The sequence below is a fragment of the Gordonia sp. OPL2 genome (genome assembly GCF_003797825.1).
Classification (GTDB): domain Bacteria; phylum Actinomycetota; class Actinomycetes; order Mycobacteriales; family Mycobacteriaceae; genus Gordonia.
On sequence record NZ_RKME01000015.1, the window covers coordinates 50,905 to 73,694 of the forward strand.

The following is a 22,790-nucleotide window of genomic DNA, read 5'->3' on the forward strand; positions in this document are numbered from 1 at the left end:
TGAGATGACCGACCGCGAGAGCGCCACCGACGCAACGACTCCCGATCAGGACACGGGAGCGGTCGACGTGGGCACCCAGGCGGTCAGCCGGGACGAGTTGTGCGCCGACGATCCCGACGTCGGTACCCAGGCGGCAACGCGTGACGAACTCGACGTCGGCACCCAGGCGGCGACCCGCGAAGAACTCGACGCGGGCACCCAGGCCGTCAGCCGCGAGGAACTCGACCTGGGTACCGAGGCCGCCACCCGCGAGCAGCTCGACGTCGGCACCCAGGCCGTGAGTCTCGACGACCTCGACGTCGGTACGCAGAAGGCCGATCTGGACGACCTCGAGTCCGCCATTCTCGACGACGATCCGACCACCGACCGGGTGTCCGGCCGATCCGGACCGACCATCCCCACCGACGTGATCGCGTCACTCGGATCAGGCCGTCGCCTCGTGCCGCGCAACCGTTCGATGGTGCACGATCGCCGGCTGGGCAGCGGACTCGTCGAACTGCCCAAGATCACCGACATCGAGCCCGCGGACGCGGTCCTGACCAATCCGGTGATCGCCGAGAGCAAGCGGACGTGTTGGCGCTGCGGCAAACCGGTCGGGCGGTCGAGGGGGCCGGGCAAGGGGGATCTGACGGGTGAATGCCCGCATTGCGGAGCCAGATACTCCTTCGTGCCGGGCCTGGCCAGCGGGACGCTCGTCGCCGATCAGTACGAGATCGCCGGCGCCATCGCCCACGGCGGTCTCGGATGGATCTACCTCGCCATCGACCGGAACGTGTCGGACCGCCCGGTGGTCCTCAAGGGTCTGCTCAACTCGTCGGACTCCGAGGCGCAGGCGGTGGCCGTCGCCGAGCGGCAGTTCCTCGCGTCGGTGAATCATCCCGGCATCGTCAAGATCTACAACTTCGTCGAGCACATCAACGACTACGACGACCGTTTCGGCTACATCGTGATGGAGTACATCGGTGGCCGGACCCTCAAGCAGATCACCTCCGACGACGACGACGATCCCGACGGCCACACCGGGCTGCTGCCCGTCGAGCACGCGATGTCCTACATGCTGGAAGTCCTTCCGGCCGTGGGATACCTGCACTCCGTCGGCCTCGTCTACAACGACGTCAAGCCGGAGAACATCATGGTCGGCAGCGACGAGGTCAAGCTGATCGACCTCGGCGCCGTCTCGCCGATCAACGGCTACGGCCATTTGTACGGCACGCCGGGCTTCCAGGCGCCGGAGATCGTGAAGACCGGACCGCAGGTGGCGACGGACATCTACAGCATCGGACGAACGCTGGCCGCGCTCACGGTGGACATGCCGAAGAAGGACGGCCGATATCTCGACGGTCTGCCGTCCCCGCAGGACACGCCGGTGTTCCGCGACAATCCGTCGTATTACCTTCTCCTGCAACGTGCCACGGCACCGGACCCGGCCGACCGATTCGCGACCACCGACGAGATGACCACCCAGGTGCTCAACGTGCTCCGCGAGATCGTCGCCGTGCACACGGGCGTGCCGCGGCCGTCGCTGTCGACGGTGTTCACCCCGCAACGCTCGACGTTCGGTACGGACCTGATGCTCGCGCCGGTGGACGGCTTCTTCGACCCCGAGCAGGCGGCGTTCTACGATCCCGTCGACATCGCCCGCGCATTGCCGCTGCCACTGGTGAATCCGCTGGATCCGGCAGCGAGTCTGCTGACGTCGGCGGCGTTGTCGGATCCGCGCCAGACCCTCGACTCCATCCACGCGGCGCGTGCCGACGGTTTCACCGCCATGCTCGGTCGGCCGAGCAAGAACCGGCATCCGTCGCTGGAGATCGATCTCGCCGAGGTGCGCGCCCACCTCGAGCTCGACGACGTGGACACCGCACTGGCCCTCCTCCGGGATGTGTCGGCACACCACGGGGATTCGTGGCGGGTGCAGTGGTATCTGGCGATCTGCGCGCTGATGAACGACGAGCCCGAGCTGGCCTACCGGCGATTCAGCGATGTGCTGCAGGCGATGCCGGGTGAGGTGGCTCCGAAACTCGCCGTCGCCGGGACCGCCGAACTCATCGGCCGGTGGCTGTCGGACGAGGTGTCGCCGTCGGCGCACCACAAGTCACGTGTCGCCGAGCTGTTCGACATCGCCGCCCACCACTACCACGACCTGTGGCTGACCGATCACGGGATCGTCACCGCCGCCTTCGGTCTCGCCCGCCTGGCGATCGCGCAGGGCAAGGTCGACGAGGCGATCGAGCCCCTCGACGAGGTGCCGCCGACCAGTCGGCACTTCAACACGGCCCGGGCGACCGCCGTGCTCGCGCTGGTGCACGGCAGGCCGACGGAGGAGGTGACCCGGGAGCAGGTCGTCGAGGCCGCGCGTCGCGTCGGCGTGATGCCCGACACCGAACCCCGCAAGCAGCGGCTGCTGTTGATCGTCCTGGGGACCGCGCTCGGATGGGTGCACGAGAACCCCGACACCGATCCCGCCCTCCAGCCGACGACCCTCCTCGGCTATCCGTTCACCGAACAGGGCCTGCGTGCGGGCACCGAACGATCGCTGCGCGCGCTGGCCCGCCAGACGCGGACGAATCGCGCGCACCGGTTCATGCTCGTCGACCTGGCCAACTACGTGCGCCCGGACACGTTGTTCTGAGGTCGCCCCTTCGTGACGCTCGCTCGCTCGGCCCACCCACACCGACCCCTGAGGTGCGAGGAGCGTTGGCGACGAAGCCACGAAGGGTCCCTTCGTGACGCTCGCAAGCTCGCTCCTCAGGGAACGGACGACACTCGCACGCTCGCTCCTCAGGGATCGGACGACGCTCGCAAGCTCGCTCCTCAGGGAGCAGCCGCTCAGAGGGCCGCGACGACGGCGGCCGACTGCCGGGCGATCGCCAACTCCTCGTTGGTCGGTACCACGAGGACGTCGATATCGGAGTCGTCGGCGGAGATGCGCCGGGCATGTTTGGCGCGCACGGCATTTCGCTCCGCGTCGATGACGATGCCGTAGTTCTCGAGCCCGGCCAGCGCGTCGGCGCGCACGCCGGCTGCGTTCTCCCCGACCCCGGCGGTGAAGGTGATCGCATCCACCCGGCCGAGTTCGATCATGTAGGCACCGATGTAGCGCCGCAGACGGTGGATGTAGATGTCGTAGGCCCGTCGCGCGCCGGCGTCACCAGCGGCCATCTTCTCCGTGATCGACCGGAAGTCGTTCTCCCCGCACAGCCCCTTCAATCCCGATTGCTTGTTGAGCAGGGTGTCGATCTGGTCGACGCCGAGTATGGCGACGCGGTTGAGGTGCAACACGATCCCGGGGTCGATGTCTCCGCTGCGGGTTCCCATCACCAGTCCCTCGAGAGGCGTCATGCCCATCGAGGTGTCGATCGGTGTGCCGTCGGCGATCGCGGACGCCGAGGCACCGTTGCCGAGATGCAGCACGATCTGGTGGAGGTCGTCGACGGGGCGATCGAGGAACTCGGCCACCTGCTGCGACACATACTCGTGGCTGGTGCCGTGGAATCCGTAGCGCCGGATCGCATGGAGGTCCGCGACCCCACGATCGATGGCGTAGGTGGCGGCCGCGTCGGGAAGCGAGTGGAAGAACGCGGTGTCGAACACCGCGACCGACGGCACGTCGGGCAGCAGCGATCGCGCGGCGTCGATCCCGATCAGGTTGGCCGGATTGTGCAGGGGCGCAAGGGTGGAGATCCGGGAGATCTCGGAGATCACCTCGGCGTCGATCAACGTCGGCCGGTAGAACGTGCGTCCGCCGTGCACCACGCGGTGCCCGACCGCGAGCAGACCGGCCGTCGTGAGGTCGGTCCCGTGATCGGCGAAGAACCGCATGGCGCGTTCGATGGCCGCGTGGTGATCGGGCAGTGCGAGGACCTCGGTCGACTCCTCACCGTCCTGCTCGTGGGTGATCGACGACTCGCCCTCCCCGATCCGCTCGGCGACGCCGTCGGCCAGCACCTCCTCGGTGTCCGGTTGCAGCAGCTGATATTTCAGCGATGATGATCCGGCGTTGAGGACGAGGACCGCACCCCTCGCCGACGTCGCGGTCGTGCCGGTCATGTCGTGGCCTCCGTCGTCGCGGACTGTCCCTGCGCTTGGATCGCGGTGATCGCGACCGTGTTGACGATGTCGGAGACGAGCGCACCTCGCGACAGGTCGTTGATCGGTTTGTTGAGCCCCTGCAGCACCGGGCCGATCGCGATGGCATCGGCACTGCGCTGCACCGCCTTGTAGGTGTTGTTGCCGGTGTTGAGGTCGGGGAAGATCAGCACGGTCGCCTGCCCGGCCACCGGCGAGTCGGGCATCTTCGTCTCGGCGACACTGGGTTCGACGGCGGCGTCGTACTGGATCGGCCCCTCGACGAGGATCTCCGGTGCCCGTTCACGCACCAGTCCGGTCGCCACCCGGACCTTGTCGACGTCGGCGCCGGAACCTGATTGGCCGGTCGAGTACGACAGCATCGCCACACGCGGATCGATCCCGAACTGCGACGCGGTCTGCGCGGACGAGATCGCGATGTCGGCCAGTTGCTCGTCGGTCGGGTCGGGAACGACGGCGCAGTCGCCGTAGGCCAACACCTTGTCGGCGAGGCACATGAAGAAGACGCTCGAGACCGTCGACACCCCTGGCGTCGTCTTGATGATCTCGAATGCCGGCCGGATGGTGTGAGCCGTGGTGTGCACGGCACCGGACACCATTCCGTCGGCACGGCCGGTGTGGACCATCATGGTGCCGAAGTAGGACACGTCGCGCATCGTCTCGACCGCGCGTTCGTGGTCCATCCCTTTGTGCTTGCGGAGCTCGGTGTAGATCGCGGCGAACTCGTCGACGATCTCCGACGTGTCCGGGTCGATGATGTCGACTCCTCCGATGTCCACGCCGAGTTCCTGTGCACGAGTTCGGATCACATCCGGATCACCGAGCAGAGTGAGCCGCGCGACGCCACGTCGCAGCAGGCGGCCGGCAGCGCGCAGGATGCGGTCCTCCTCACCTTCGGGGAGCACGATGTGCTTCTGGTCGGCGCGGGCGCGGGCGATGAGGTTGTACTCGAACATCTGTGGCGTGACCACCGACGGCGAGCGCACGTCGAGGACCTTCATCACCGCCTCCGGATTGACGTGTTCCTCCATCAACGCCAGCGCCGCCTCGATCTTTCGTGCCGAGCCGAGGCCGATCCGCCCCCGGGTGTGGGCGGCGGTACGAGCCGTCTCGTAGGTCCCCTGCTCACAGGAGATGATCGGCAGCGTCGGTTTGAGGCCGGCCACCAGCGCCTGGATCATCGGGTGCGGCCGCAGACCGCCGTTCAGGATGATGCCGGCGAGTCGCGGAAAGCCTTGTGCGGTATTCGCGTTGACGAGAGCTAGCAGGACGTCGGAGCGGTCCGCAGGGGTGATCACGACCGTGCCGTCGGTGAGCCGTTCGAGGATGTGTTCGACGGTCATGCCGCCGACCATGACCTTCAGCGCCTCGCGGTCGAGGAGGTCGTCGTCGCCGCTGTACATCACGGCGCCGAGGGCCTCCTTGAGCTCGGCCATGGTGGGGGCGAAGAGCACCGGGTCCTCGGGCAGACACCAGGTCGGCACACCCGTCTTCTCGACCTCCTTGCCGATGACGACCATCAACTCCGGTTCGCACCGGTTGACCACGACGGCCGCGGTGGTGGCGTGTGCCGCGGAGATCTCGGTCAGCAACAGGTCGGCGATGCCGTGGAGTTCGATCGCGCTGCGCCCGGTTGCCTTGATCGCCAGGATGATCGGGGCCGACAGGTTGGCCGCGATCCGCGCGTTGTAGCTGAGTTCGGACGGGTTTCCGACGTCGGTGTAGTCCGATCCGATGATCAGCACGGTGTCACATCGCGCCTCGACCGCATGGAACCTGGCGACGATCTCGCCGATCGCCCCGTCGGGGTCGGCGTGCACCTGGTCATAGGTGACGCCGATGCAGTCCTCGTAGGGGATGTCGACGGAATCGTGTTCGATCAGGAGGTCGAGGATGTAGTCGCGCTCCCCGGCCGCGCCGCGGGAGATCGGCCGGAACACACCGACGCGTCCCCCGGTCGCCGACAGCAGGGCCAACAGGCCCAGCGCGACGGTGGACTTACCGGTGTCCCCTTCGGCGGAGGCGAGGTAGATGCTGCTCGACGTCGCGGTGTCTGCACCCATGACGCCACCCTATCGGCAGCGACCGCCTCAGAGCAGGACGCCGGGGTTGCACACCCCCGTCGGGTCCAGGGTCTGCTTCATGGCACGCAGCGTCTCGAGTGCGAGATCGCCGATCTCGGCGTGATAGGCCACCCGGTGGTCGCGTCCGACCGCATGGTGATGGGTGATGCTCGCGCCGGCCGCACGGATCGCGTCGTTGGCGGCGGTCTTGGCCGCCGACCACTGCGCGATCGGGTCGTCGGTCTGCGGCGCGACGACGGTGAAGTACAGCGATGCGCCGGCCGGGTACACGTGGCTGATGTGACACATGACCAGTGGCGGCGTGCCGGCAGCGGTGAGCGTGTCGGTCAGGGCCGCCGTGACCGCCGAGCGCAGGTCACTCAGCCGGGACCAGTACGTGACCGTCTCGAGCGTCTCGACCAGCACTCCGGCGTCGAGCAGGGGGTCACGAAGATAGGGTCCGCGGAATCGTCCGGTCCGCCAAGCCTCGCCGGGCCCGGTGCCCAGGGCCGTTCCGCCGAGGCGTTCGAGGACGGACGTGGCGGCGGTACGGCGGATCTCGGCCTCGGTGCGCTCACCCTCGAAGCCGACGACGACCAGACATCCGTCGATTGCGGCCACGTCTTCGCCGACACCGGCCGCGGCGGGATCGGCGAGATTGACCGCGGTCTCCATCTCGTCGGAGAGACGGACCACCGTCGGCATCGGACCGTCCTGGACGAGTGCCCGCAGTGCTGCTGCGCCGGAATCGAAGTCGTCGAAGCGCCAGCCCTCGAACACGCGATGGGACGGCCGCGGGTGGATGCGGACGGTCACCGCGGTGATGATGCCGAGCACCCCCTCGGAACCCAGGAACAACTGGCGGAGGTCCGGTCCGGCCGCCGACCGCGGGGCGGTACCGACCTCGATGGTGCCGCGCGGCGTCGCCACGACCAGGGCCTCGACCATCTCGTCGAACCGGCCGTAACCCGCCGACGACTGACCCGCCGATCGCGTGGCCGCGTATCCGCCGAGTCCCGCGCCCTCATAGGACTGGGGAAAGTGTCCGAGCGTGAATCCCTTGGCCCGCAACAGCTCTTCGGCCTGCACACCGCGCAGACCGGCCTGCAGCGTCGCGGTCCGGGAGACCTCGTCGATGTCGACCAGGCGATCCAGACGCGCGAGGTCGACACTCACCACACCCGCGAATCCCGCACGGTCCGGCGCGAGTCCCCCGACCACCGACGTCCCGCCGGTGAACGGCACGACGGCGACCCGGTGCTCGGCGCAGATCTGCAGGATCCGCAGGACGTCGTCGTGCGACCCGGGCGTGACGACGAGGTCGGGGGCATCCGTGCCGTCGCCGGCCCGTAGCGCCAGGATGTCCGGGGTCGAGTACCCGCGGGTGTGGTCGATGCGGGCGCGGTGGTCGTCGGTGACGTGATCGGCACCGAGCGCCTCGATCAGCGCGGACCGCGCCGCCGACGGCACCGCGGGGTCCGCCAGGGTGATCTCGTCCGGATCGACACCGGTCCGGTCGCCGCGGTCGGTGGCGAGCCCGGCGGCCGCCTCCGGAAGCCGGCCGGGCGTCGCGGGGTCGCCCCAGCGCGGCCGGCGCATGTGCACCGCGGGCAGGGCCGTCTCATCGACCGGCGTCGTCTCCCGTGGGACGTCCGCACCGGCGTCCGATGGGCTCGTGTCGGTCGTGTTGTCGGTGGTCAGATCGTTCACGATGCAGGCCTCCCCCTCCGGTGAACGTCAGCGTTACACTTTCACACTAACTGTCACGCGGCGATAGGCCCAGGCCGGGTTCGAAGTGACTCGAATCCTTACTTCACGATCGCACGCACGACCAGGTCGGCGATCTCCTCGTCGGAGAGCGCGCTGTCGGGGATGAGCATCAACGAGTAGATCGTGCGCACCAGGAACTCGGCCGCGCCCTGCGAGCTCGGGTAGAGCTGATCGCCGATCTCCGGCTCGAGGTCGGGCAGGGTCTCCGCGACGATCTGGTGGATCAAAGTCGGTCCTGCGCCGTCTTTCGTGGTGACCAGCGCCCGCACGATCTCCTCCGGCTCGTTCCGCAGGATGTATTGCAGCGCTTCGTGTTCCCGGATGTAGGGCAGCACGTTGCGGATCTGTGCGCGCACCTTGCCCGCCGGATCGGGCGCCGTGTCGGACCACTCACGCAGTTTCACCCGCAGAGTCGCGACCTCACGCTCGACGATCGCCGCGACGAGCGCGTCCCGGCCGCCGAACATCCGGTAGGCGGTCGCGCGGGCCACTCCGGCCTGACGCGCGACAGAGGTCAGACTCAACGCCTTGGCGCCGAAGCGGGAGACGACGGCGACTCCCACGTCGACCATGCGGTCACGATCCATGGCTCACAACGGTATCGGAGATCGGTGGTGCCGGAGAACGACCATGTCCGGTCGCATCTCCGAGTCGGCTCAGCCGACCGGCGGGGTCGTCGTCGTGGTGGTCGTGCGCGGCGGCTCGTCCGTGGGTACGAGCGGCCGGACCGGAGCCGACGGCGATGGTTCCTCGGTGAGGGTGGGGGTGATCGTCGTGGTCGTGCGACGCGGAGGCGCGGGCAGGGTCACCGTCGGGGAGGCGGTCCGCTCGGGTGGGGCGGGCCGGACGAACTGGCTGCGCGTCGGTGTCCGACGTTCCGGAGCGGCGAAGCGCGCGGTGAAGACCGCAGTCCGGGAGACCTCCTTGCCCACCGGCACCGCACTCTGACAATCGATCACGTACGCCTGTGCCCCGGCGAGCGCCGACGTCGCCGACACCACCCCCCGCTGCTTCGGCGCCAGCGTGGTCGAGGCGACCGGCTGCGTGGCGCCGACGCGGCCGAGCGTGCAGACAACGGGGACGGGCGCAGACCCGTTGTTGCGCAACTCCACCCGGACAGTCCGGTCGGTGACGCGGAAACCACAATCGGGAGCGGGTCCGACACCGGAGAAGGAACCGCATGACGAGGTGACGAACGACGGGGCCGCGGCTGTCGGCGACGGGCCGATCACCGCGATCGTGATGCCGCTGCCGGCAGCGACGACCGCCGCGGCAGCGATGGGAACCGTCAGCTTGCGCATGCGAATCTCTCCTCGACGGTCCCGGCTGGGTCGCGGGGTCACCGTGTCGTCTCGGGGTCACGGTCGTGTTCGGACCACGGTCATGTACCCGCTTATGAGATTAGCCAGTTCCGGACGAACTCGGCACCCCCTCGTCGTCGGGGATCCCGACGCACCGGTCGGTGCGACGCGTTGGCCACCGCACCAGACCGCGCCCGATCGCCACACCGGCGAGGCACAGGACGCCACCGACGACCCGCAGGGCCGACGGAAGCTCGCCGAGGAACAGCCACGACATCCCGATGACGATCGCCGGGACCACGAGGGTGGTCGCCGCCATCGCGCCGGCATCGGTCCGCGACAGCGCATACGCCCAGGTGGTGAACGCGATCGCCGTCGGTCCGACACCCAGGAAGACGATCGCGACGAGCTCGCCGGCACTCGCGGCGCCGAGTTCACGCACCGCGGTGGGCGCGAACGGAAGGGTGGCCACGAGCCCGGCCACCGCACCGAGCCAGGTCGCCATGACTGCGTCCACCTCGCGCAAGGCGACCTTCTGCAGCAACACCCCGGCCGCGTAGAGCACCGCCGACATCAGTCCCAGCACCAGACCGAGCCAGTCGGCGTGCGCGCCGTCGCCGCCGGCCGTGATCAGGACGACCCCGCCGAACGCGACGACGATCCCGACCACCAGCGACCGGGTGAAGCCCTCGCCGAGGAAGAACCCGGCGTAGATCGCGACGATGATGGGCGCGACGTTCACCAGCAGCGCGGCCGTCCCGGCGTCGAGATGCTGTTCGGCCCAGTTCAGCAGCACGCTGTAGCCGCCGAACCAGGCGACGCCGTACGCGATGACCAGCCCGAGTGCCCGACCGCGGGGCCATCCCGGACGTGGCGCCATACGGCCTGCCGTCCGCATTCGGGTGACCACGAGGACGGCGGTGAGGGCGACGACGCCGAACAGCAACCGGAGGAAGGCCATCGGGCCGGGTGAGAACACCGGGCCGAGGTCGCGGATGACGACGAATGCCGACGCCCACAGCACGACGGTGACGGTCGCGGCGACGGCGGGCAGAGGGATCGTGCGCATGCCCACCAGCATCGCGGCCGAAAGACGTAAGCACAAGTGACTTTTCATTGCCGACAATTAAGCATCGCTGTAGCGTTGCGTCCATGATCGATGCACACCGTCTACGCGTGTTCCGGGCCGTCGTCGCGGAAGGCTCCATCGGAGGGGCGGCGGGTGCCCTTGGGTACACGTCGTCGGCGGTCAGTCAGCAGATCGCCACCCTGCAGCGCGAGACCGGCCTGGCCCTCATCGAACGTGACGGCCGCGGGGTGCTGCCCACCGAGGCCGGTCGCATCCTGGCCGACGAATCGGCAGGCGTCTTCGATCACCTGGCCCGGATCGAAGGAGTGATCCACGATCTACGGGAAGGACGCGCCGGGCGCCTGTCGATGAATTACTTCGCCTCTGCGGGCACGACGTGGATACCGCCCATCGTCGCGTCGATCACGCGAGAGTTCCCCGACATCCGTCTCGATCTCCGGCTCGTCGAGTTGGTCGAGGAGGGGCGGCCGGGACCCGACGTCGAGGTGTACGTGGCGGGCGCCGCGACGTCGGCGATGACCGGCTACGACTGCCTGCCGTTGGTGACCGAGCCGTATTACGCAGTGGTCCACGCCGATTCGGACCTCGCGGGACGCGAGCGGGTGACGCTGGCCGAGTTGAGCACGCGGCCCTGGGTGGACAACGACATCGCCCGCGGACCGTGCCGCCAGACGTTGCTCGATGCCTGCACGGCTGTGGGATTCACCCCTGATTTCGCCGTGCAGACCCAGGACTACCCGACCGCGACCCGGTTCGTGGCGGCCGGCGTGGGCCTCACCGTAGTTCCCGAACTCGCGCTCGTGGGGCTCCCCGACGGAGTGGTCGCCGTCCGCATCGACGATCCGACCCCGACCCGGTCGATCTGGGTGCGCCGGCACCACCGGGTGGCCGGTCATCATGCGGTCGACCGCATCGTGGATCTCCTCCACGATGCGGTCGGCGCGACGACGGTCCCCGCCGGTCCGACGGAGTCCGGCAGCTAGACGCTGAGCTTACGGAGCCGAGGCGCGAGATCCTTCTCGAAGTTGGTGAGGAAGCGCTGCTGGTCGTGCCCGGGGGCATGGAACACGAGATGGTTGAGCCCGGAGTCGGTGTAGAACTTCACCTTCTCCACCGCCTCATCCGGATCCGAGGCCACGATCCACCGCTTCGCCACCTGCTCGATCGGCAACTCGTCGGCCAGGCGCTCCATCTCCGTCGACGAGTTCACACTGTGCTTCTGCTCCGCGGTCAACGACAACGGCGCCCAGAACCGCGTGTTCTCCAGCGCCAGCTCGGGGTCCGGATCGTAGGAGATCTTGATCTCGATCATCCGATCGATCTTCTCGAAATCCCGCTCGGCCTTTTCCGCACCCTCCTTGACCGCCGGGATCAACTTCTCCTGATACAGCTCCGCGCCTTTGCCCGAGGTACAGATGAAACCGTCCCCCGCGCGCCCGGCGTACCGCGCCACGACCGGACCGCCTGCGGCCACGTAGACCGGGATCGGCTGCTCGGGAACGTCGTACATGTACGCACCCTGCGTGTGGTAGTACTCGCCGTCGAAGTCGACCTCTTCGCCGGTCCACAGTTCCCGCATGAGCTTGATCGACTCACGCAGGCGCGCGAAGCGCTCCTTGAACTCCGGCCACTCCCCCTGGAAACCGGTCGCGTACTCGTTCAGCGCCTCACCGGTGCCCACCCCGAGCATGATGCGCCCCGGATACAGGCACCCCATCGTCGCGAACGCCTGCGCGATCACCGCCGGGTTGTAGCGGAACGTCGGCGTCATCACCGAGGTCCCGATCTGCACCCGCTTCGTGCGTTCGCCGACAGCGGCCATCCACGCCAGCGAGAACGGCGCATGTCCACCGTTGTGCCGCCACGGCTGGAAATGATCACTCACCGCGACCGAGTCCATCCCGTGCTCCTCGGCCGCCACCGCGATCTCGACCAACTCACGCGGATCGAACTGCTCCGCCGACGCCTTGAAACCGAGCTTGAGTTCTGCTGACATGTCTGACCTCGTTCCTGCCGGCCGCGGCCGTCGAGCTCGCGGACTTCTCACCGATCGATCACTCTGTGACCAACGTACTCAGCCCGAACGGTTGCGCCGACGCGAGGCGGGTCAGTCCGACGGGAACGTGGCGCCGGAGGCGGGGTTCCCGCTGCGCCGACGGCGCGGTCGGCGCCGGTTCGCAACCCGTTCGTGACGGTCCGGGTGGACTTCAAGTGAACTTGAAGTTCTACCGTGGTCGGCATGAGCATGGAATCGGTGGGCTGGGACACCATGTACAAGTCGATGAACGCGCCACAGGCGCGGGCGCTCAAGGGCGAACGCCGGGCAACGCTACGCCGGATCGCCGGCTTCGCGCGGCCCCATCGCCGGCGGATCGCGGTGTTCCTGGTGTTGTCGGTGGTGACTGCACTGTTGACTGTGGTGACGCCGTTGCTGGCCGGGCGGGTGGTCAATCTGATCACCGGCGCCGAGAGCGGAGCCGACGGCGGGTCGGGCCCGGCCATCGTCGGACTGGCCTTGTTGATCGCCCTGATCGCCATCGTCGAGGCCGCCGCCGGAATCGGCACGCGCTGGTTCTCGGCCAACATCGGTGAGGGCCTCATCCTCGACCTGCGCCGATCGGTGTTCGATCACGTCCAGAAGATGCCGGTCGCGTTCTTCACCCGGACGCGGACCGGCGCCCTGGTGAGCCGCCTCAACAACGACGTCATCGGGGCACAACGTGCGTTCAGCGACACGCTGTCGGGCGTGGTGTCCAACGCCGTCACCCTCCTGCTGACGCTCGGCGTGATGATCGCGATCAGTTGGCAGGTCACGATTCTCGCGCTCGTCCTGCTCCCCGTGTTCGTCGTCCCGGCGCGTCGGATGGGACGCCGCATGGCGGCGTTGTCACGTGAGGCAGCAGAGTACAACGCCCGCATGTCGACCCAGATGACCGAACGGTTCTCGGCCCCGGGTGCCACGCTGGTCAAGCTGTTCGGTCGCCCCGACATCGAGTCGACGGAGTTCTCCGATCGCGCAGATCGAGTGCGCGACATCGGGGTTCGTCGCGCGATGCTCCAGGCGTTCTTCATGACGGCACTGACCCTCGTGTCGGCGTTGGCACTCGCCCTCGTCTACGGGCTGGGCGGATGGCTCGCCGTCGGGGGCCACCTGTCCGCAGGCGCCGTCGTCTCACTGGCGCTCCTGCTCACCCGCATGTACGCGCCGCTGACCGCGCTGGCGAACGCACGGGTCGAGATCATGAGTGCGCTCGTCAGTTTCGAGCGCGTCTTCGAGGTCCTCGATCTCGAGCCGCTGATCGCCGACAAGCCCGACGCACGGCCGGTGCCGCAGGGCCCGGTGTCGGTCCGTTTCGACGACGTCTCGTTCGCCTACCCGTCCGCCGACAAGGTGTCCCTGGCGTCATTGGAAGAGGTTGCGCAACTGGACAATCGCGGTGGTTCGACGGTTCTGCACGACATCGACCTCGAGGTGCCGGCCGGGTCAATGACGGCGCTCGTCGGCAGTTCGGGGGCCGGGAAGTCGACGATCGCGAACCTCGCGACCCGCCTCTACGACGTCGACACGGGCACCATCGAACTCAACGGCGTCGACATCCGCGACCTGCAGAGTGCGTCGGTGCATCGGACCGTCGGACTGGTGACCCAGGACGGCCACCTCTTCCACGACACGGTCCGCGCCAATCTCGCGCTCGCCGACCCGGCGGTGACCGAGCAGCAGATCTGGGATGCGTTACGGCGTGCCCGCCTCGACGACCTGGTGCACTCACTGCCCGACGGTCTCGACACCGTCGTCGGCGAGCGCGGCTACCGCCTGTCCGGTGGTGAGCGACAGCGGCTGACGATCGCCCGCCTGCTGCTGGCCCAGCCGTCGGTCGTGATCCTCGACGAGGCGACCGCACATCTCGACTCGACGTCGGAGGCCGCGGTCCAGGAGGCGTTGGGCGAGGCGCTCGTCGGGCGGACATCGATCGTGATCGCCCACCGGTTGTCGACCATCCGGGCCGCTGACGAGATCGCCGTCCTCGAGCAGGGGCGCATCGTCGAACGCGGAGATCACGCGACCCTACTCGCCCGCAACGGGCGCTACGCCGAGCTGTACCGCACCCAGTTCGCCGACGACGCACGGTCCGGAATCGTCTGCTGCGAGGACGAACTGACCGCCTGATGTCCGACACCGTCGATCATGCGGATGGCATCTCCGACGGACTCACGAAGCAGCCGACCAGCTGTGCCAGGTGAGATCACGGACGACGACGACCGGGCCGTCGGGACGGTCCGCGCGGTACTGCGGGTACTTCTCTGCGAGACGATCGATCGCGCGACCGGCCTGATCGGTGTCCGGGTCGACGACCTCGCCGGCACCGTCGACCCGGACCCACCACAGGGTGGTCCAGTCGTCGTCGTAGTGGTCCACCAGCAGTGACACCAGTGGGTTCGCCTCGATGTTCGCGAGTCGTCGGAGGCGCTGTGTTCGTTTCGGCTTGTGGTCGACGCAGGTGATCAGCGTGTCGTCGGCGAGGGTGAAGACGACGGGAACCAGGTGCGGTCGACCGTCGGCGCCGGCAGTGGCCAGCCGCGCCACCCGGGCGCGCGCAAAGCGATCACGGTCCGAGGTCATCGACGTCGGCGGGAACGGCGCGTCCGTCACGTCGAGGGGTCATCGTCGGCGTCCTTCTGGGGGAACTTCCGACGACGGAACTGCAGGATCACCAGCCCGATGTTGACGACGACGATGGCGATCCCGATGCCCACCCAGACCCAGCGGCCTTCCTGCCACCAGTTCACCGTCAGCAGCGCGACGCAGATCATCAGGATCACCGAACCGACGATGGTCATGCCGCGGGAGAAGCTCTGCGCGCCGCGTTGGAAGTCGTTGTTGATCATCGAAACGTTGTCACCTCAGGTCTGGATCACGATCACCACGGCTATCGCCACGGCCACGATCACTATCCCAACGATCAGGAACGTGACGTGAGCTGGCCCCGGCATCTCGCCGCCCTCGCGCAGCGCCCGGCTGGTCTGGCGCCATCGCCACGCGCCGAGCAGGGCGATGATGCAGCCGAGCGCCACCATGATGAGACCGAGCGCGGTCTCGAGGACCGGATGTTCGATGTCGCCGGCCACGTAGACGACGGCGACACCGGCCGCCATGAAGCCCAGTGCGGTGCGCACCCAGGCCAACACGGTGCGTTCGGCGGCGAGGGTGAACCGGGCGTCGACGCTGCCGCGTACGGGCGTCGGTCCGTCCTCGCTGGTGGAGTCGGGGGGCGCGGAGTCAGCCGGCCCGCTGGTCCTTCCGGTCGTCAGCGTCCTTCGCCTCTCGAATGGCTTGTGCGATGAATGCAGCGGTCACCTCGATGGCGTGCAACGTCTCGGGGTGACGCGCGGTGAGCACGGGAAACGCGTGCACCTGCCAACTGTAGCTGTGCGCCACGGCATCGACGTCGGCATCGTCGAGGGTCTCGACGAGTGCGATGGCATCGGGCTCGAGCAACTCGCCCTCCGCGGTGATCACGACCGTCGGCGGGAACGCGTCGTCGGCGAGCTCGCGGATTCGCCGCGTGCCCTGCAACGGAACCGGTCCCCGATCCAGCAGCGGTGTCAGCTCACGCACCTTGTTCTGCGGGATGTAGGCGTCAGACCGACTCGACCGATCCGGGTTGGTGCCGACATCGAGGTCGAGCATGGGCGAGATCCCGACGAACGCGACCGGTCGTGGCAGCCCCTCCTGGGCGGCCGCCTCGACCACCTTGCCGGCGAGGAATCCACCGGCGGAATCCCCCGCGACGATGACCCGGCGGTATCCGCGCTCACCGACCAACTCCCGGTAGGCGCCCACCGCATCCGCGACCGACGTCCCGACACCGAACTGGGGAAGCTGACGGTACTCGAGCGAGAAAACCGGCAGTCCGGTCTCCTTCGAGAGCCGACTCGCCATCGAGCGGTGCGACCCCAGACCGCACACGACGAACGCCCCGCCGTGGAGATAGAGGATCGCCGTCTCCGAGTCGCGGCGCGACGGTCCGGACGGCATGATGAGTTCGACCGGCCGCCCGTCGAGGGTCATCCGCTCACGGACGACACCCGAGGGCTTCGGACCGGCAGCGAATGCGCGATCGATGAGGAACAGGCCGGCCATGCCGGCCTTGTTGAGCGGCCAGAGCGACAGTGTGGGCCGCAGCAGGACTCGGGTGCCGAGCCACATCGGGAAGGAGAGGAGACTCGGTTTGCGGTGGTGCACGATGGGCATTGCTCAGTCCTCGTCATTCGACGCCCAACACGCAACCGGCTCCACACCGACCCCCCGGTGGGCGCGTGCTGAGATGTATCAGTGCGAAAACTACACCGGTTCCGTCACGCCGTGCCGCTGATCGCCGAGTATTCGCGCGCAACCTCACCGCGCCGGTGGACCGAGACGCGCGCCACCGATTGTTCACCTGCGTCACAGACACGAGTCGGATTCGTCGGCTATATTCCTCCCTTCGTGCCGAAACGATGGTGGTGACGAGTGGTCATCCCGCCCCAGTTCTTGTTGTCGTCGCAGGCCAGCGCGCCGCGGACGCTGTGCGACGTCCTCGACGACACCGCCGCGCGATTCCCCGACGAGCCCGCGATCGACGACGGTGAGCTGTCTCTCACCTACGGACAGCTCCTCGCGCTGGTCCGGCGCGGCGCCGAACGACTGACCGCGGCGGGCGTCGCCCCGGGCGGGCGTGTCGGCATCCGTATGCAGTCGGGTACCCGGCATCTGTACGTCGCGATCCTGTCGGCGCTGTACGCCGGGGCCGCCTATGTGCCCGTCGACGCCGACGACCCGGACGAACGCGCCGAGCTGGTGTTCGGCGAGGCCGGCGTGGACGTCATCCTCGACGGCGACGGGGTGACCGCGCTGCCCGACGCACCCGACGGTCCCGCGCCGACACGGCCGTCGACCGACGACGACGCGTGGATCATCTTCACCTCGGGTTCGACCGGCACCCCGAAGGGTGTCGCGGTCACCCACCGCAACGCGGCCGCCTTCGTCGACGCCGAGGCCCGCATGTTCCTGCTCGACGACCCGCTGGGCCCGGATGATCGGGTCCTGGCCGGATTGTCGGTGGCCTTCGACGCGTCGTGCGAGGAGATGTGGCTCGCATGGCGGTACGGCGCCTGCCTGGTCCCGGCTCCCCGCGCGCTGGTGCGCAGCGGCATGGACCTCGGCCCGTGGCTCGTGCAGCGCGACATCACCGTCGTCTCGACGGTCCCGACACTGGCCTCGCTGTGGCCGCCGGAAGCCCTGGAAGCGGTGCGGCTGTTGATCTTCGGCGGCGAGGCCTGCCCGCCCGAGCTCGCCGAGCGGCTGGCGGTGGAGGGCCGGGAGGTGTGGAACACCTACGGCCCGACCGAGGCCACCGTCGTCGCGTGCGCCGCGCCGCTCGACGGCACGGGCCCGGTCCGCATCGGATTGCCGCTTCCCGGTTGGGATCTCGCGGTCGTCGGTCCGGACGGCCAGCCGGTCGCCGAGGGTGCCGTCGGTGAGCTCGTCATCGGTGGCGTCGGTCTGGCCCGCTACCTCGACCCCGCCAAAGACGCCGAGAAGTACGCCCCGATGCCCACATTGGGATGGGAACGGGCCTACCGCAGTGGCGATCTCGTCCGTCTCGATCCGGCCGGTCTGCTCTTCCAGGGCCGCGCCGACGATCAGGTGAAGGTGGGCGGCCGGCGCATCGAGCTCGGCGAGATCGACAATGCGCTGCAACAACTCCCGGGCGTCAGCGGCGCCGCGGCAGCAGTGCGCAAGTCGGCGGCGGGCAACAGCCTGCTCGTCGGTTACCTGGTCTCGCCACATCCGGATTTCGACGTCGCCGCGGCCCACGCCACGCTCGCCGACCAGCTGCCCGCCCCGATGGTGCCGCGTCTGGCCCTGGTCGACGAGCTGCCGACCCGGACCTCGGGAAAGGTCGACCGCAACGCCCTCCCCTGGCCGCTGCCGGGGACCGCGTCGTCGGAGGAGTCCGAGGATCTCAGCGACACCGAGGTCTGGGTCGCCGAATGCTGGACCGACGTCCTCGGCGTCGTCATCGACGATCCGCGCGCCGATTTCTTCGCCGAGGGCGGGGGTTCGTTGGCGGCGGCCCAACTGGTCACCGCATTGCGCACCCGCTATCCCGACATCACCGTCGCCGACCTCTACGACCACCCCCGCCTGGGGTCGCTGGCCGAGATGCTCGAGGCGCGGACGCCGTCGAGCGTGGTCGTCGAGCGCGACGTGACGCCGACGCCTCGCCGCGCGGGCCTCGCACAGCTGGCGTTGTCGATCCCGCTGACCACGCTCACCGGATTGCAGTGGGCCACCTGGCTCGGCGTCGTCAACAACGTGGCGATCGAGGTCGTCGACCGCGCCGCCCGCGACGTGCCGTGGCTGGTGCCGGTGAACTGGTGGGTGCTGCTCATCGCGTTTCTGGTGTTCATCACCCCGCCCGGCCGCATGGCGATCGCCGCGACCGGTTCCCGTCTGCTGCTCGCCGGCCTGACCCCCGGCACGTACCCGCGCGGAGGCAGTACACACATCCGGCTGTGGGTCGCCGAGCGCCTCCTCGAGGCGAGCGGCGCAGCGAATCTGTCCGGTGCGCCGTGGATGATCTATCTGGCGCGCGCGTTCGGCGCGACGATCGGGCGCGGCGTCGACCTACACACGATCCCCCCGGTCACGGGATTCCTCACCATCGGCGATGGCGCGTCCATCGAGCCCGAGGTCGATCTCGCCGGATGGTGGATCGACGGCGACCGCGTGCACATCGGCGAGATCGTCATCAAACGCGGCGCCTCGGTCGGGGCGCGCTCGACGTTGCTGCCCGGCGCGGTCGTCGGACGCGACGCGGAGGTGGAACCGGGATCGGCCGTGCGCGGCCGGGTCAAGGCCGGCCAGCACTGGGCCGGTTCCCCGGCGGCCAAGGTACGCAAGGCCGCCCATCCGTGGCCGGATCACCGCCCGCCACGCGGAACGCAGTGGGTTCCGGTCTATGTCATCTCGTCGATGCTGCTGGCGGCCATCCCGCTGATCGCCCTCGGCGCCGGACTCGCCGTGATGGGGTCGTGGGCCCTGCACGCCGACCGACTGCGCAGCGTCGGGCTGCGCTGCCTCGCCCTGCTCCCGGTGGCGACACTGACCAGCCTGCTGGTCTTCGCCGTCGTCACCGCGGTGCTGGTTCGCCTGCTGTCACTCGGGCTGTCGAAGGGCTACCACCCGGTCCGGTCACGGGTCGGATGGCAGGTATGGATGACCGAACGCCTCCTCGACTCCGCCCGCACCTATCTGTTCCCGCTCTACGCGAGCCTGCTGACGCCATGGTGGTTCCGCATCCTCGGCGTGAAGGTCGGCGTCGGAACCGAGATCTCGACAGCGCTGGTCCTGCCGAAGTTCACCACCATCGGCGACGGCGCGTTCCTCGCCGACGACACGATGGTCGCCTCCTACGAACTCGGTGGCGGCTGGCTGCACATCGACGAGGCGAAGATCGGAAAGCGCTCGTTCCTGGGCAACTCGGGTATGACCGGGCCGGGCCGCAAGGTCCCGAAGAACAGCCTTGTCGCCGTGTTGTCGGCGACCCCGGACCGCGCGAAGTCGGGCTCGAGTTGGCTGGGCAGTCCACCGGTCCGGTTGCGCCGCACCGCGGCCACGTCCGACACCTCCCGCACCTTCGACCCGTCACGCGGACTCAAGGCTGCCCGGGCGGTCGTCGAGACGCTGCGCATCATCCCGGTCATCGTGTCGTTCGGACTCGGTGTGTTCATGCTGATCGGATTGCAGTACATCGCGCAGCACACGGCGTATTGGGTCGCAGCGCTGGTCAGTGGGCTGCTGCTGTTGGTCGCCGGCGCAGCCGCCTGCTGTATCGCCGCTGCCGCGAAGTGGTTGGTCGTCGGACGCATCGACGTCTCCGAACACCCACTGTGGAGCTCGTTCGTGTGGCGCAACGAGTTGTCGGATGCCTTCGTCGAGACCGTCGCCGCACCGTGGTTCGCCAACGCGGCCACCGGGACCCCGATCCTGAACCTGTGGCTGCGCATGCTCGGGGCGCACATCGGCAAGGGCGTGTGGTGTGAGACCTATTGGCTGCCCGAGGCAGACCTGGTGACCCTCGGCGACGGTGCCACCGTGCAACGCGGATGTGTGGTGCAGACGCACCTGTTCCACGATCGCGTGATGGCGATCGACCGCGTCGTGCTGGAGGCGGGATCGACGCTAGGCCCCCACTGCGTCGCGCTGCCCGCCTCGGGTCTCGGCGAGAGTGCGACGGTCGGGCCGGCCTCGCTGGTCATGCGTGGCGATGTGGTGCCGGCCCATACCCGCTGGCAGGGCAATCCGATCGCGCCCTGGAGCGGGTGAGGTCTACCCGACCGGCCGATCGAGCGAACCGTGTACTCGGCACAAACGTGCGGAGGTTGCCGTTTGGTCCGGTCCGCGGACCAAACGGCAACCTCACCACGGCCCTAGCTCACCCCGCCGACAGGGCAGGACCCGACTACTCGACGACAGCACCCCGACGTCGGCGACGGAACACATAGTGGTCGGCCGCGGCACTGCCCGCCTGGGCGAAGCCGACGGCGAGCAGACCGGCGATGAGGGCGAGCGGGAGTTCGTATCCGCCGTCACTGTTCCAGAACCCGGCGTCCCAATGGGCGTAGGCGATGGCACCGATCATGTCTGCGATCAACAGGATCGAGACGATCGGCAGGAACAACCCGAGGATCAGCAGGATGCCGCCGATGAACTCGACCCACGTCGCATACTGCGCCGCCAAGTCCGGAGCGGGAATGCCCATGGCATCGAATCCCTTCTCCACGTTGCTGATTCCGTTGGTGTGCAGCTTCTGCCACCCGTGCATGATGAAGATGTAACCGAGAAGTAGTCGCGCCAAGAAAAATGTCACGCTGCGTACACCGAACATGGTCTCCCTTTCGTTCCCGACCCCAATGAAGCGGACTGCGGTCCGGTTTCGTCCTCCAGCTTCTCACGACCTTGCCGCCCGGTGCAGCCCGGGTGCGGCAGGTAACCTAAGTGTCCGCGACCGACGACGGCCGTGGGGGAAAACGCGCCGCGACACCTGGTCGCTTTCGAACAGACAGGAGAGTCAGTGCCGGGAAAGTCGGCCAAGGGTCCACGTCAGCCCCTTCTCGGCGCTCCGCTCGACGCTCTCGATCCGTACCTGCCCGACAACGGCAACCTGGGGTACCGCATCTCGCGGTACGACCTGGATCTCGAGTACAAGGTCACGCCGAACCGGCTCGAAGGCACCGCCACGCTGACCGCGACGTCGTTCATCCATCTGCAGCGCTTCACCCTCGACCTGGCGTCGACCATGTCCGTGTCACGGGTGTCGGTGAACGACAAGCGAGCCCGGTACTCCCATCGCAATCGCAAGCTCGCGATCACCCCCGACACCCCGATTCCGCCGGGCGGCGCGATGACGATCGTGATCCGATATTCGGGCACCCCGCGCCCGATCCGTGGCGACTGGGGTGAGGTCGGCTGGGAAGAGCTCACCGACGGGGCGTTGTGCGCCAACCAGCCCAACGGTGCGGCGTCCTGGTTCCCGTGCGACGACCATCCGAGCGCGAAGGCGCCCTACCGGATCGCCATCACCACCGACAGCCCGTATTACGCGCTCGCCAACGGCGTACTGGAATCCAGGCGCACCCGGGCCGCCCAGACCACCTGGGTGTATCAGCAGGTCGAGCCGATGCCGACGTATCTGGCCTCGGTGCAGATCGGGATGTACAAGAAGAAGACGTTGGCCACCAAACCGGTTCCGGTCACCGCGATCCTGCCGCCGCGCCTGATGCGCACGTTCGACGTCGACTTCGGCCGACAGGTCGAGATGGTCGAGGCCTTCGTCGAGATGTTCGGCCCGTATCCCTTCCCCGGGTACACCGTCGTCGTCACCGACGACTCGCTGGAGATCCCCATCGAGGCGCAGAGTTTCTCGACCTTCGGCGCCAACCACTGCGACGGCACGGGCCACGCCGAACGGCTCGTCGCCCATGAACTCGCCCATCAGTGGTTCGGCAACTCGGTGACCCTGTCGCGGTGGCGCGACATCTGGCTGCACGAGGGTTTCGCCTGCTACGCGGAGTGGTTGTGGAGTCAGCACTCCGGCGGCAAGAGCGCCTCCGAGTGGGCGCGTCACTACTACGAGAAGCTCGCCGCACATCCGGTACGGGCCACCCTGGCCGACCCCGGACCGCGACGGATGTTCGACGACTGGGTCTACAAGCGCGGCGCGCTGACGCTGCACGCCCTGCGGCTGAGCATCGGCGACGGCAACTTCTTCGCGCTCCTGCGGCGCTGGACCGACAAATACCGCTACGGCTCGGCCACCACCGAGGACTTCATCGCCCTGGCCGCGAACTACTCGACGATGTCCCTCGGACCGCTGTGGGACGAATGGTTGTTCACCGCCGCGCTGCCGTCGTTCCCCGGGCCGTCCTGAG

At 68.4% G+C, this 22,790-nt stretch carries 17 protein-coding genes; 5 read left to right on the forward strand and 12 right to left on the reverse strand.

Features of this window, described 5'->3' with window-relative positions; genetic code table 11:
• Positions 1 to 4: 4 nt before the first annotated feature.
• Positions 5 to 2,632: a serine/threonine-protein kinase PknG gene (locus EEB19_RS15060; protein WP_187587632.1), complete on the forward strand. Its 2,628-nt coding sequence runs from the start codon at positions 5 to 7 to the stop codon at positions 2,630 to 2,632.
• Between the two features lie 197 nt (positions 2,633 to 2,829).
• On the opposite strand, the gene EEB19_RS15065 is transcribed toward EEB19_RS15060, so the two are convergent.
• The 6 genes from EEB19_RS15065 to EEB19_RS15090 form a co-directional block, all read right to left on the reverse strand.
• Positions 2,830 to 4,050 carry an acetate kinase gene (locus tag EEB19_RS15065; protein WP_187587634.1) on the reverse strand — a complete coding sequence of 407 codons (1,221 nt, stop codon included), beginning with the start codon at positions 4,048 to 4,050 and terminating at the stop codon, positions 2,830 to 2,832.
• Positions 4,047 to 6,152 carry a phosphate acetyltransferase gene (pta, locus tag EEB19_RS15070; RefSeq protein ID WP_187587636.1) on the reverse strand — a complete coding sequence of 702 codons (2,106 nt, stop codon included), beginning with the start codon at positions 6,150 to 6,152 and terminating at the stop codon, positions 4,047 to 4,049. The genes EEB19_RS15065 and pta overlap by 4 nt, the downstream gene beginning before the upstream one ends.
• 27 nt (positions 6,153 to 6,179) lie before the next feature.
• The gene (locus tag EEB19_RS15075; RefSeq protein ID WP_187587765.1) at positions 6,180 to 7,751 is read right to left on the reverse strand and encodes an FAD-binding oxidoreductase; all 1,572 of its coding nucleotides are present in this window, start codon (positions 7,749 to 7,751) and stop codon (positions 6,180 to 6,182) included.
• Positions 7,752 to 7,960: 209 nt separating this feature from the next.
• Positions 7,961 to 8,509: a TetR/AcrR family transcriptional regulator gene (locus EEB19_RS15080; RefSeq protein ID WP_187587638.1), complete on the reverse strand. Its 549-nt coding sequence runs from the start codon at positions 8,507 to 8,509 to the stop codon at positions 7,961 to 7,963.
• Positions 8,510 to 8,578: 69 nt separating this feature from the next.
• Positions 8,579 to 9,223, reverse strand: a complete 645-nt coding sequence (locus EEB19_RS15085) for a hypothetical protein (protein ID WP_187587640.1) — start codon at positions 9,221 to 9,223, stop codon at positions 8,579 to 8,581.
• A 100-nt stretch (positions 9,224 to 9,323) separates the two neighbouring features.
• Positions 9,324 to 10,292 carry a DMT family transporter gene (locus EEB19_RS15090; protein WP_262365688.1) on the reverse strand — a complete coding sequence of 323 codons (969 nt, stop codon included), beginning with the start codon at positions 10,290 to 10,292 and terminating at the stop codon, positions 9,324 to 9,326.
• 83 nt (positions 10,293 to 10,375) lie between these two features.
• Between EEB19_RS15090 and EEB19_RS15095 the strand changes: the two genes are divergently transcribed.
• Positions 10,376 to 11,296, forward strand: a complete 921-nt coding sequence (locus tag EEB19_RS15095; protein ID WP_187587642.1) for a LysR family transcriptional regulator — start codon at positions 10,376 to 10,378, stop codon at positions 11,294 to 11,296.
• Here the strand turns inward: EEB19_RS15095 and fgd are convergent.
• Positions 11,293 to 12,309 (reverse strand): glucose-6-phosphate dehydrogenase (coenzyme-F420), encoded by a 1,017-nt coding sequence (fgd, locus tag EEB19_RS15100; RefSeq protein WP_187587644.1) that lies wholly within the window; start codon positions 12,307 to 12,309, stop codon positions 11,293 to 11,295. The two genes, EEB19_RS15095 and fgd, sit on opposite strands and share 4 nt — an antisense overlap.
• Before the next feature lie 243 nt (positions 12,310 to 12,552).
• On the opposite strand from fgd, the gene EEB19_RS15105 reads away from it, so the two are divergent.
• On the forward strand, positions 12,553 to 14,481 hold the full coding sequence (locus EEB19_RS15105) for an ABC transporter ATP-binding protein (protein WP_187587646.1): 1,929 nt from the start codon (positions 12,553 to 12,555) through the stop codon (positions 14,479 to 14,481).
• A gap of 42 nt (positions 14,482 to 14,523) precedes the next feature.
• Here the strand turns inward: EEB19_RS15105 and EEB19_RS15110 are convergent, their stop codons facing one another.
• Genes EEB19_RS15110 through EEB19_RS15125 form a run of 4 tightly spaced genes read right to left on the reverse strand, consistent with a single transcriptional unit; the run spans position 14,524 to position 16,566 of the window.
• Positions 14,524 to 14,934 carry a TIGR03668 family PPOX class F420-dependent oxidoreductase gene (locus EEB19_RS15110; RefSeq protein ID WP_187587769.1) on the reverse strand — a complete coding sequence of 137 codons (411 nt, stop codon included), beginning with the start codon at positions 14,932 to 14,934 and terminating at the stop codon, positions 14,524 to 14,526.
• 26 nt (positions 14,935 to 14,960) lie between these two features.
• Entirely contained in the window at positions 14,961 to 15,200 is a 240-nt protein-coding gene (locus tag EEB19_RS15115; RefSeq protein ID WP_187587648.1) for a hypothetical protein, read from the reverse strand.
• Between the two features lie 15 nt (positions 15,201 to 15,215).
• Positions 15,216 to 15,662 carry a DUF202 domain-containing protein gene (locus tag EEB19_RS15120; protein WP_316245476.1) on the reverse strand — a complete coding sequence of 149 codons (447 nt, stop codon included), beginning with the start codon at positions 15,660 to 15,662 and terminating at the stop codon, positions 15,216 to 15,218.
• Positions 15,592 to 16,566: an alpha/beta hydrolase gene (locus tag EEB19_RS15125; RefSeq protein ID WP_187587651.1), complete on the reverse strand. Its 975-nt coding sequence runs from the start codon at positions 16,564 to 16,566 to the stop codon at positions 15,592 to 15,594. The genes EEB19_RS15120 and EEB19_RS15125 overlap by 71 nt, the downstream gene beginning before the upstream one ends.
• Before the next feature lie 258 nt (positions 16,567 to 16,824).
• On the opposite strand from EEB19_RS15125, the gene EEB19_RS15130 reads away from it, so the two are divergent.
• Complete coding sequence (locus EEB19_RS15130; protein WP_187587653.1) at positions 16,825 to 20,685, forward strand: Pls/PosA family non-ribosomal peptide synthetase; 3,861 nt, start codon at positions 16,825 to 16,827, stop codon at positions 20,683 to 20,685.
• Positions 20,686 to 20,821: 136 nt separating this feature from the next.
• Here the strand turns inward: EEB19_RS15130 and EEB19_RS15135 are convergent, their stop codons facing one another.
• Positions 20,822 to 21,247 (reverse strand): DoxX family protein, encoded by a 426-nt coding sequence (locus EEB19_RS15135; protein WP_187587655.1) that lies wholly within the window; start codon positions 21,245 to 21,247, stop codon positions 20,822 to 20,824.
• A gap of 186 nt (positions 21,248 to 21,433) precedes the next feature.
• On the opposite strand from EEB19_RS15135, the gene EEB19_RS15140 reads away from it, so the two are divergent.
• The gene (locus EEB19_RS15140; protein WP_187587657.1) at positions 21,434 to 22,789 is read left to right on the forward strand and encodes a M1 family metallopeptidase; all 1,356 of its coding nucleotides are present in this window, start codon (positions 21,434 to 21,436) and stop codon (positions 22,787 to 22,789) included.
• Position 22,790: the final 1 nt, after the last annotated feature.

Excerpts from the sequence above, each read along its gene's own strand:
- EEB19_RS15065 (WP_187587634.1), bottom strand. The coding sequence starts at position 4,050 with ATGACCGGCACGACCGCGACGTCGGCGAGGGGTGCGGTCCTCGTCCTC.
- fgd (WP_187587644.1), bottom strand. The coding sequence starts at position 12,309 with ATGTCAGCAGAACTCAAGCTCGGTTTCAAGGCGTCGGCGGAGCAGTTC.
- EEB19_RS15095 (WP_187587642.1), top strand. The coding sequence starts at position 10,376 with ATGATCGATGCACACCGTCTACGCGTGTTCCGGGCCGTCGTCGCGGAA.
- EEB19_RS15080 (WP_187587638.1), bottom strand. The coding sequence starts at position 8,509 with ATGGATCGTGACCGCATGGTCGACGTGGGAGTCGCCGTCGTCTCCCGC.
- EEB19_RS15085 (WP_187587640.1), bottom strand. The coding sequence starts at position 9,223 with ATGCGCAAGCTGACGGTTCCCATCGCTGCCGCGGCGGTCGTCGCTGCC.
- EEB19_RS15115 (WP_187587648.1), bottom strand. The coding sequence starts at position 15,200 with ATGATCAACAACGACTTCCAACGCGGCGCGCAGAGCTTCTCCCGCGGC.
- EEB19_RS15075 (WP_187587765.1), bottom strand. The coding sequence starts at position 7,751 with ATGCGCCGGCCGCGCTGGGGCGACCCCGCGACGCCCGGCCGGCTTCCG.
- EEB19_RS15110 (WP_187587769.1), bottom strand. The coding sequence starts at position 14,934 with ATGACCTCGGACCGTGATCGCTTTGCGCGCGCCCGGGTGGCGCGGCTG.
- EEB19_RS15125 (WP_187587651.1), bottom strand. The coding sequence starts at position 16,566 with ATGCCCATCGTGCACCACCGCAAACCGAGTCTCCTCTCCTTCCCGATG.
- EEB19_RS15060 (WP_187587632.1), top strand. The coding sequence starts at position 5 with ATGACCGACCGCGAGAGCGCCACCGACGCAACGACTCCCGATCAGGAC.
- EEB19_RS15105 (WP_187587646.1), top strand. The coding sequence starts at position 12,553 with ATGAGCATGGAATCGGTGGGCTGGGACACCATGTACAAGTCGATGAAC.
- pta (WP_187587636.1), bottom strand. The coding sequence starts at position 6,152 with ATGGGTGCAGACACCGCGACGTCGAGCAGCATCTACCTCGCCTCCGCC.
- EEB19_RS15135 (WP_187587655.1), bottom strand. The coding sequence starts at position 21,247 with ATGTTCGGTGTACGCAGCGTGACATTTTTCTTGGCGCGACTACTTCTC.
- EEB19_RS15090 (WP_262365688.1), bottom strand. The coding sequence starts at position 10,292 with ATGCGCACGATCCCTCTGCCCGCCGTCGCCGCGACCGTCACCGTCGTG.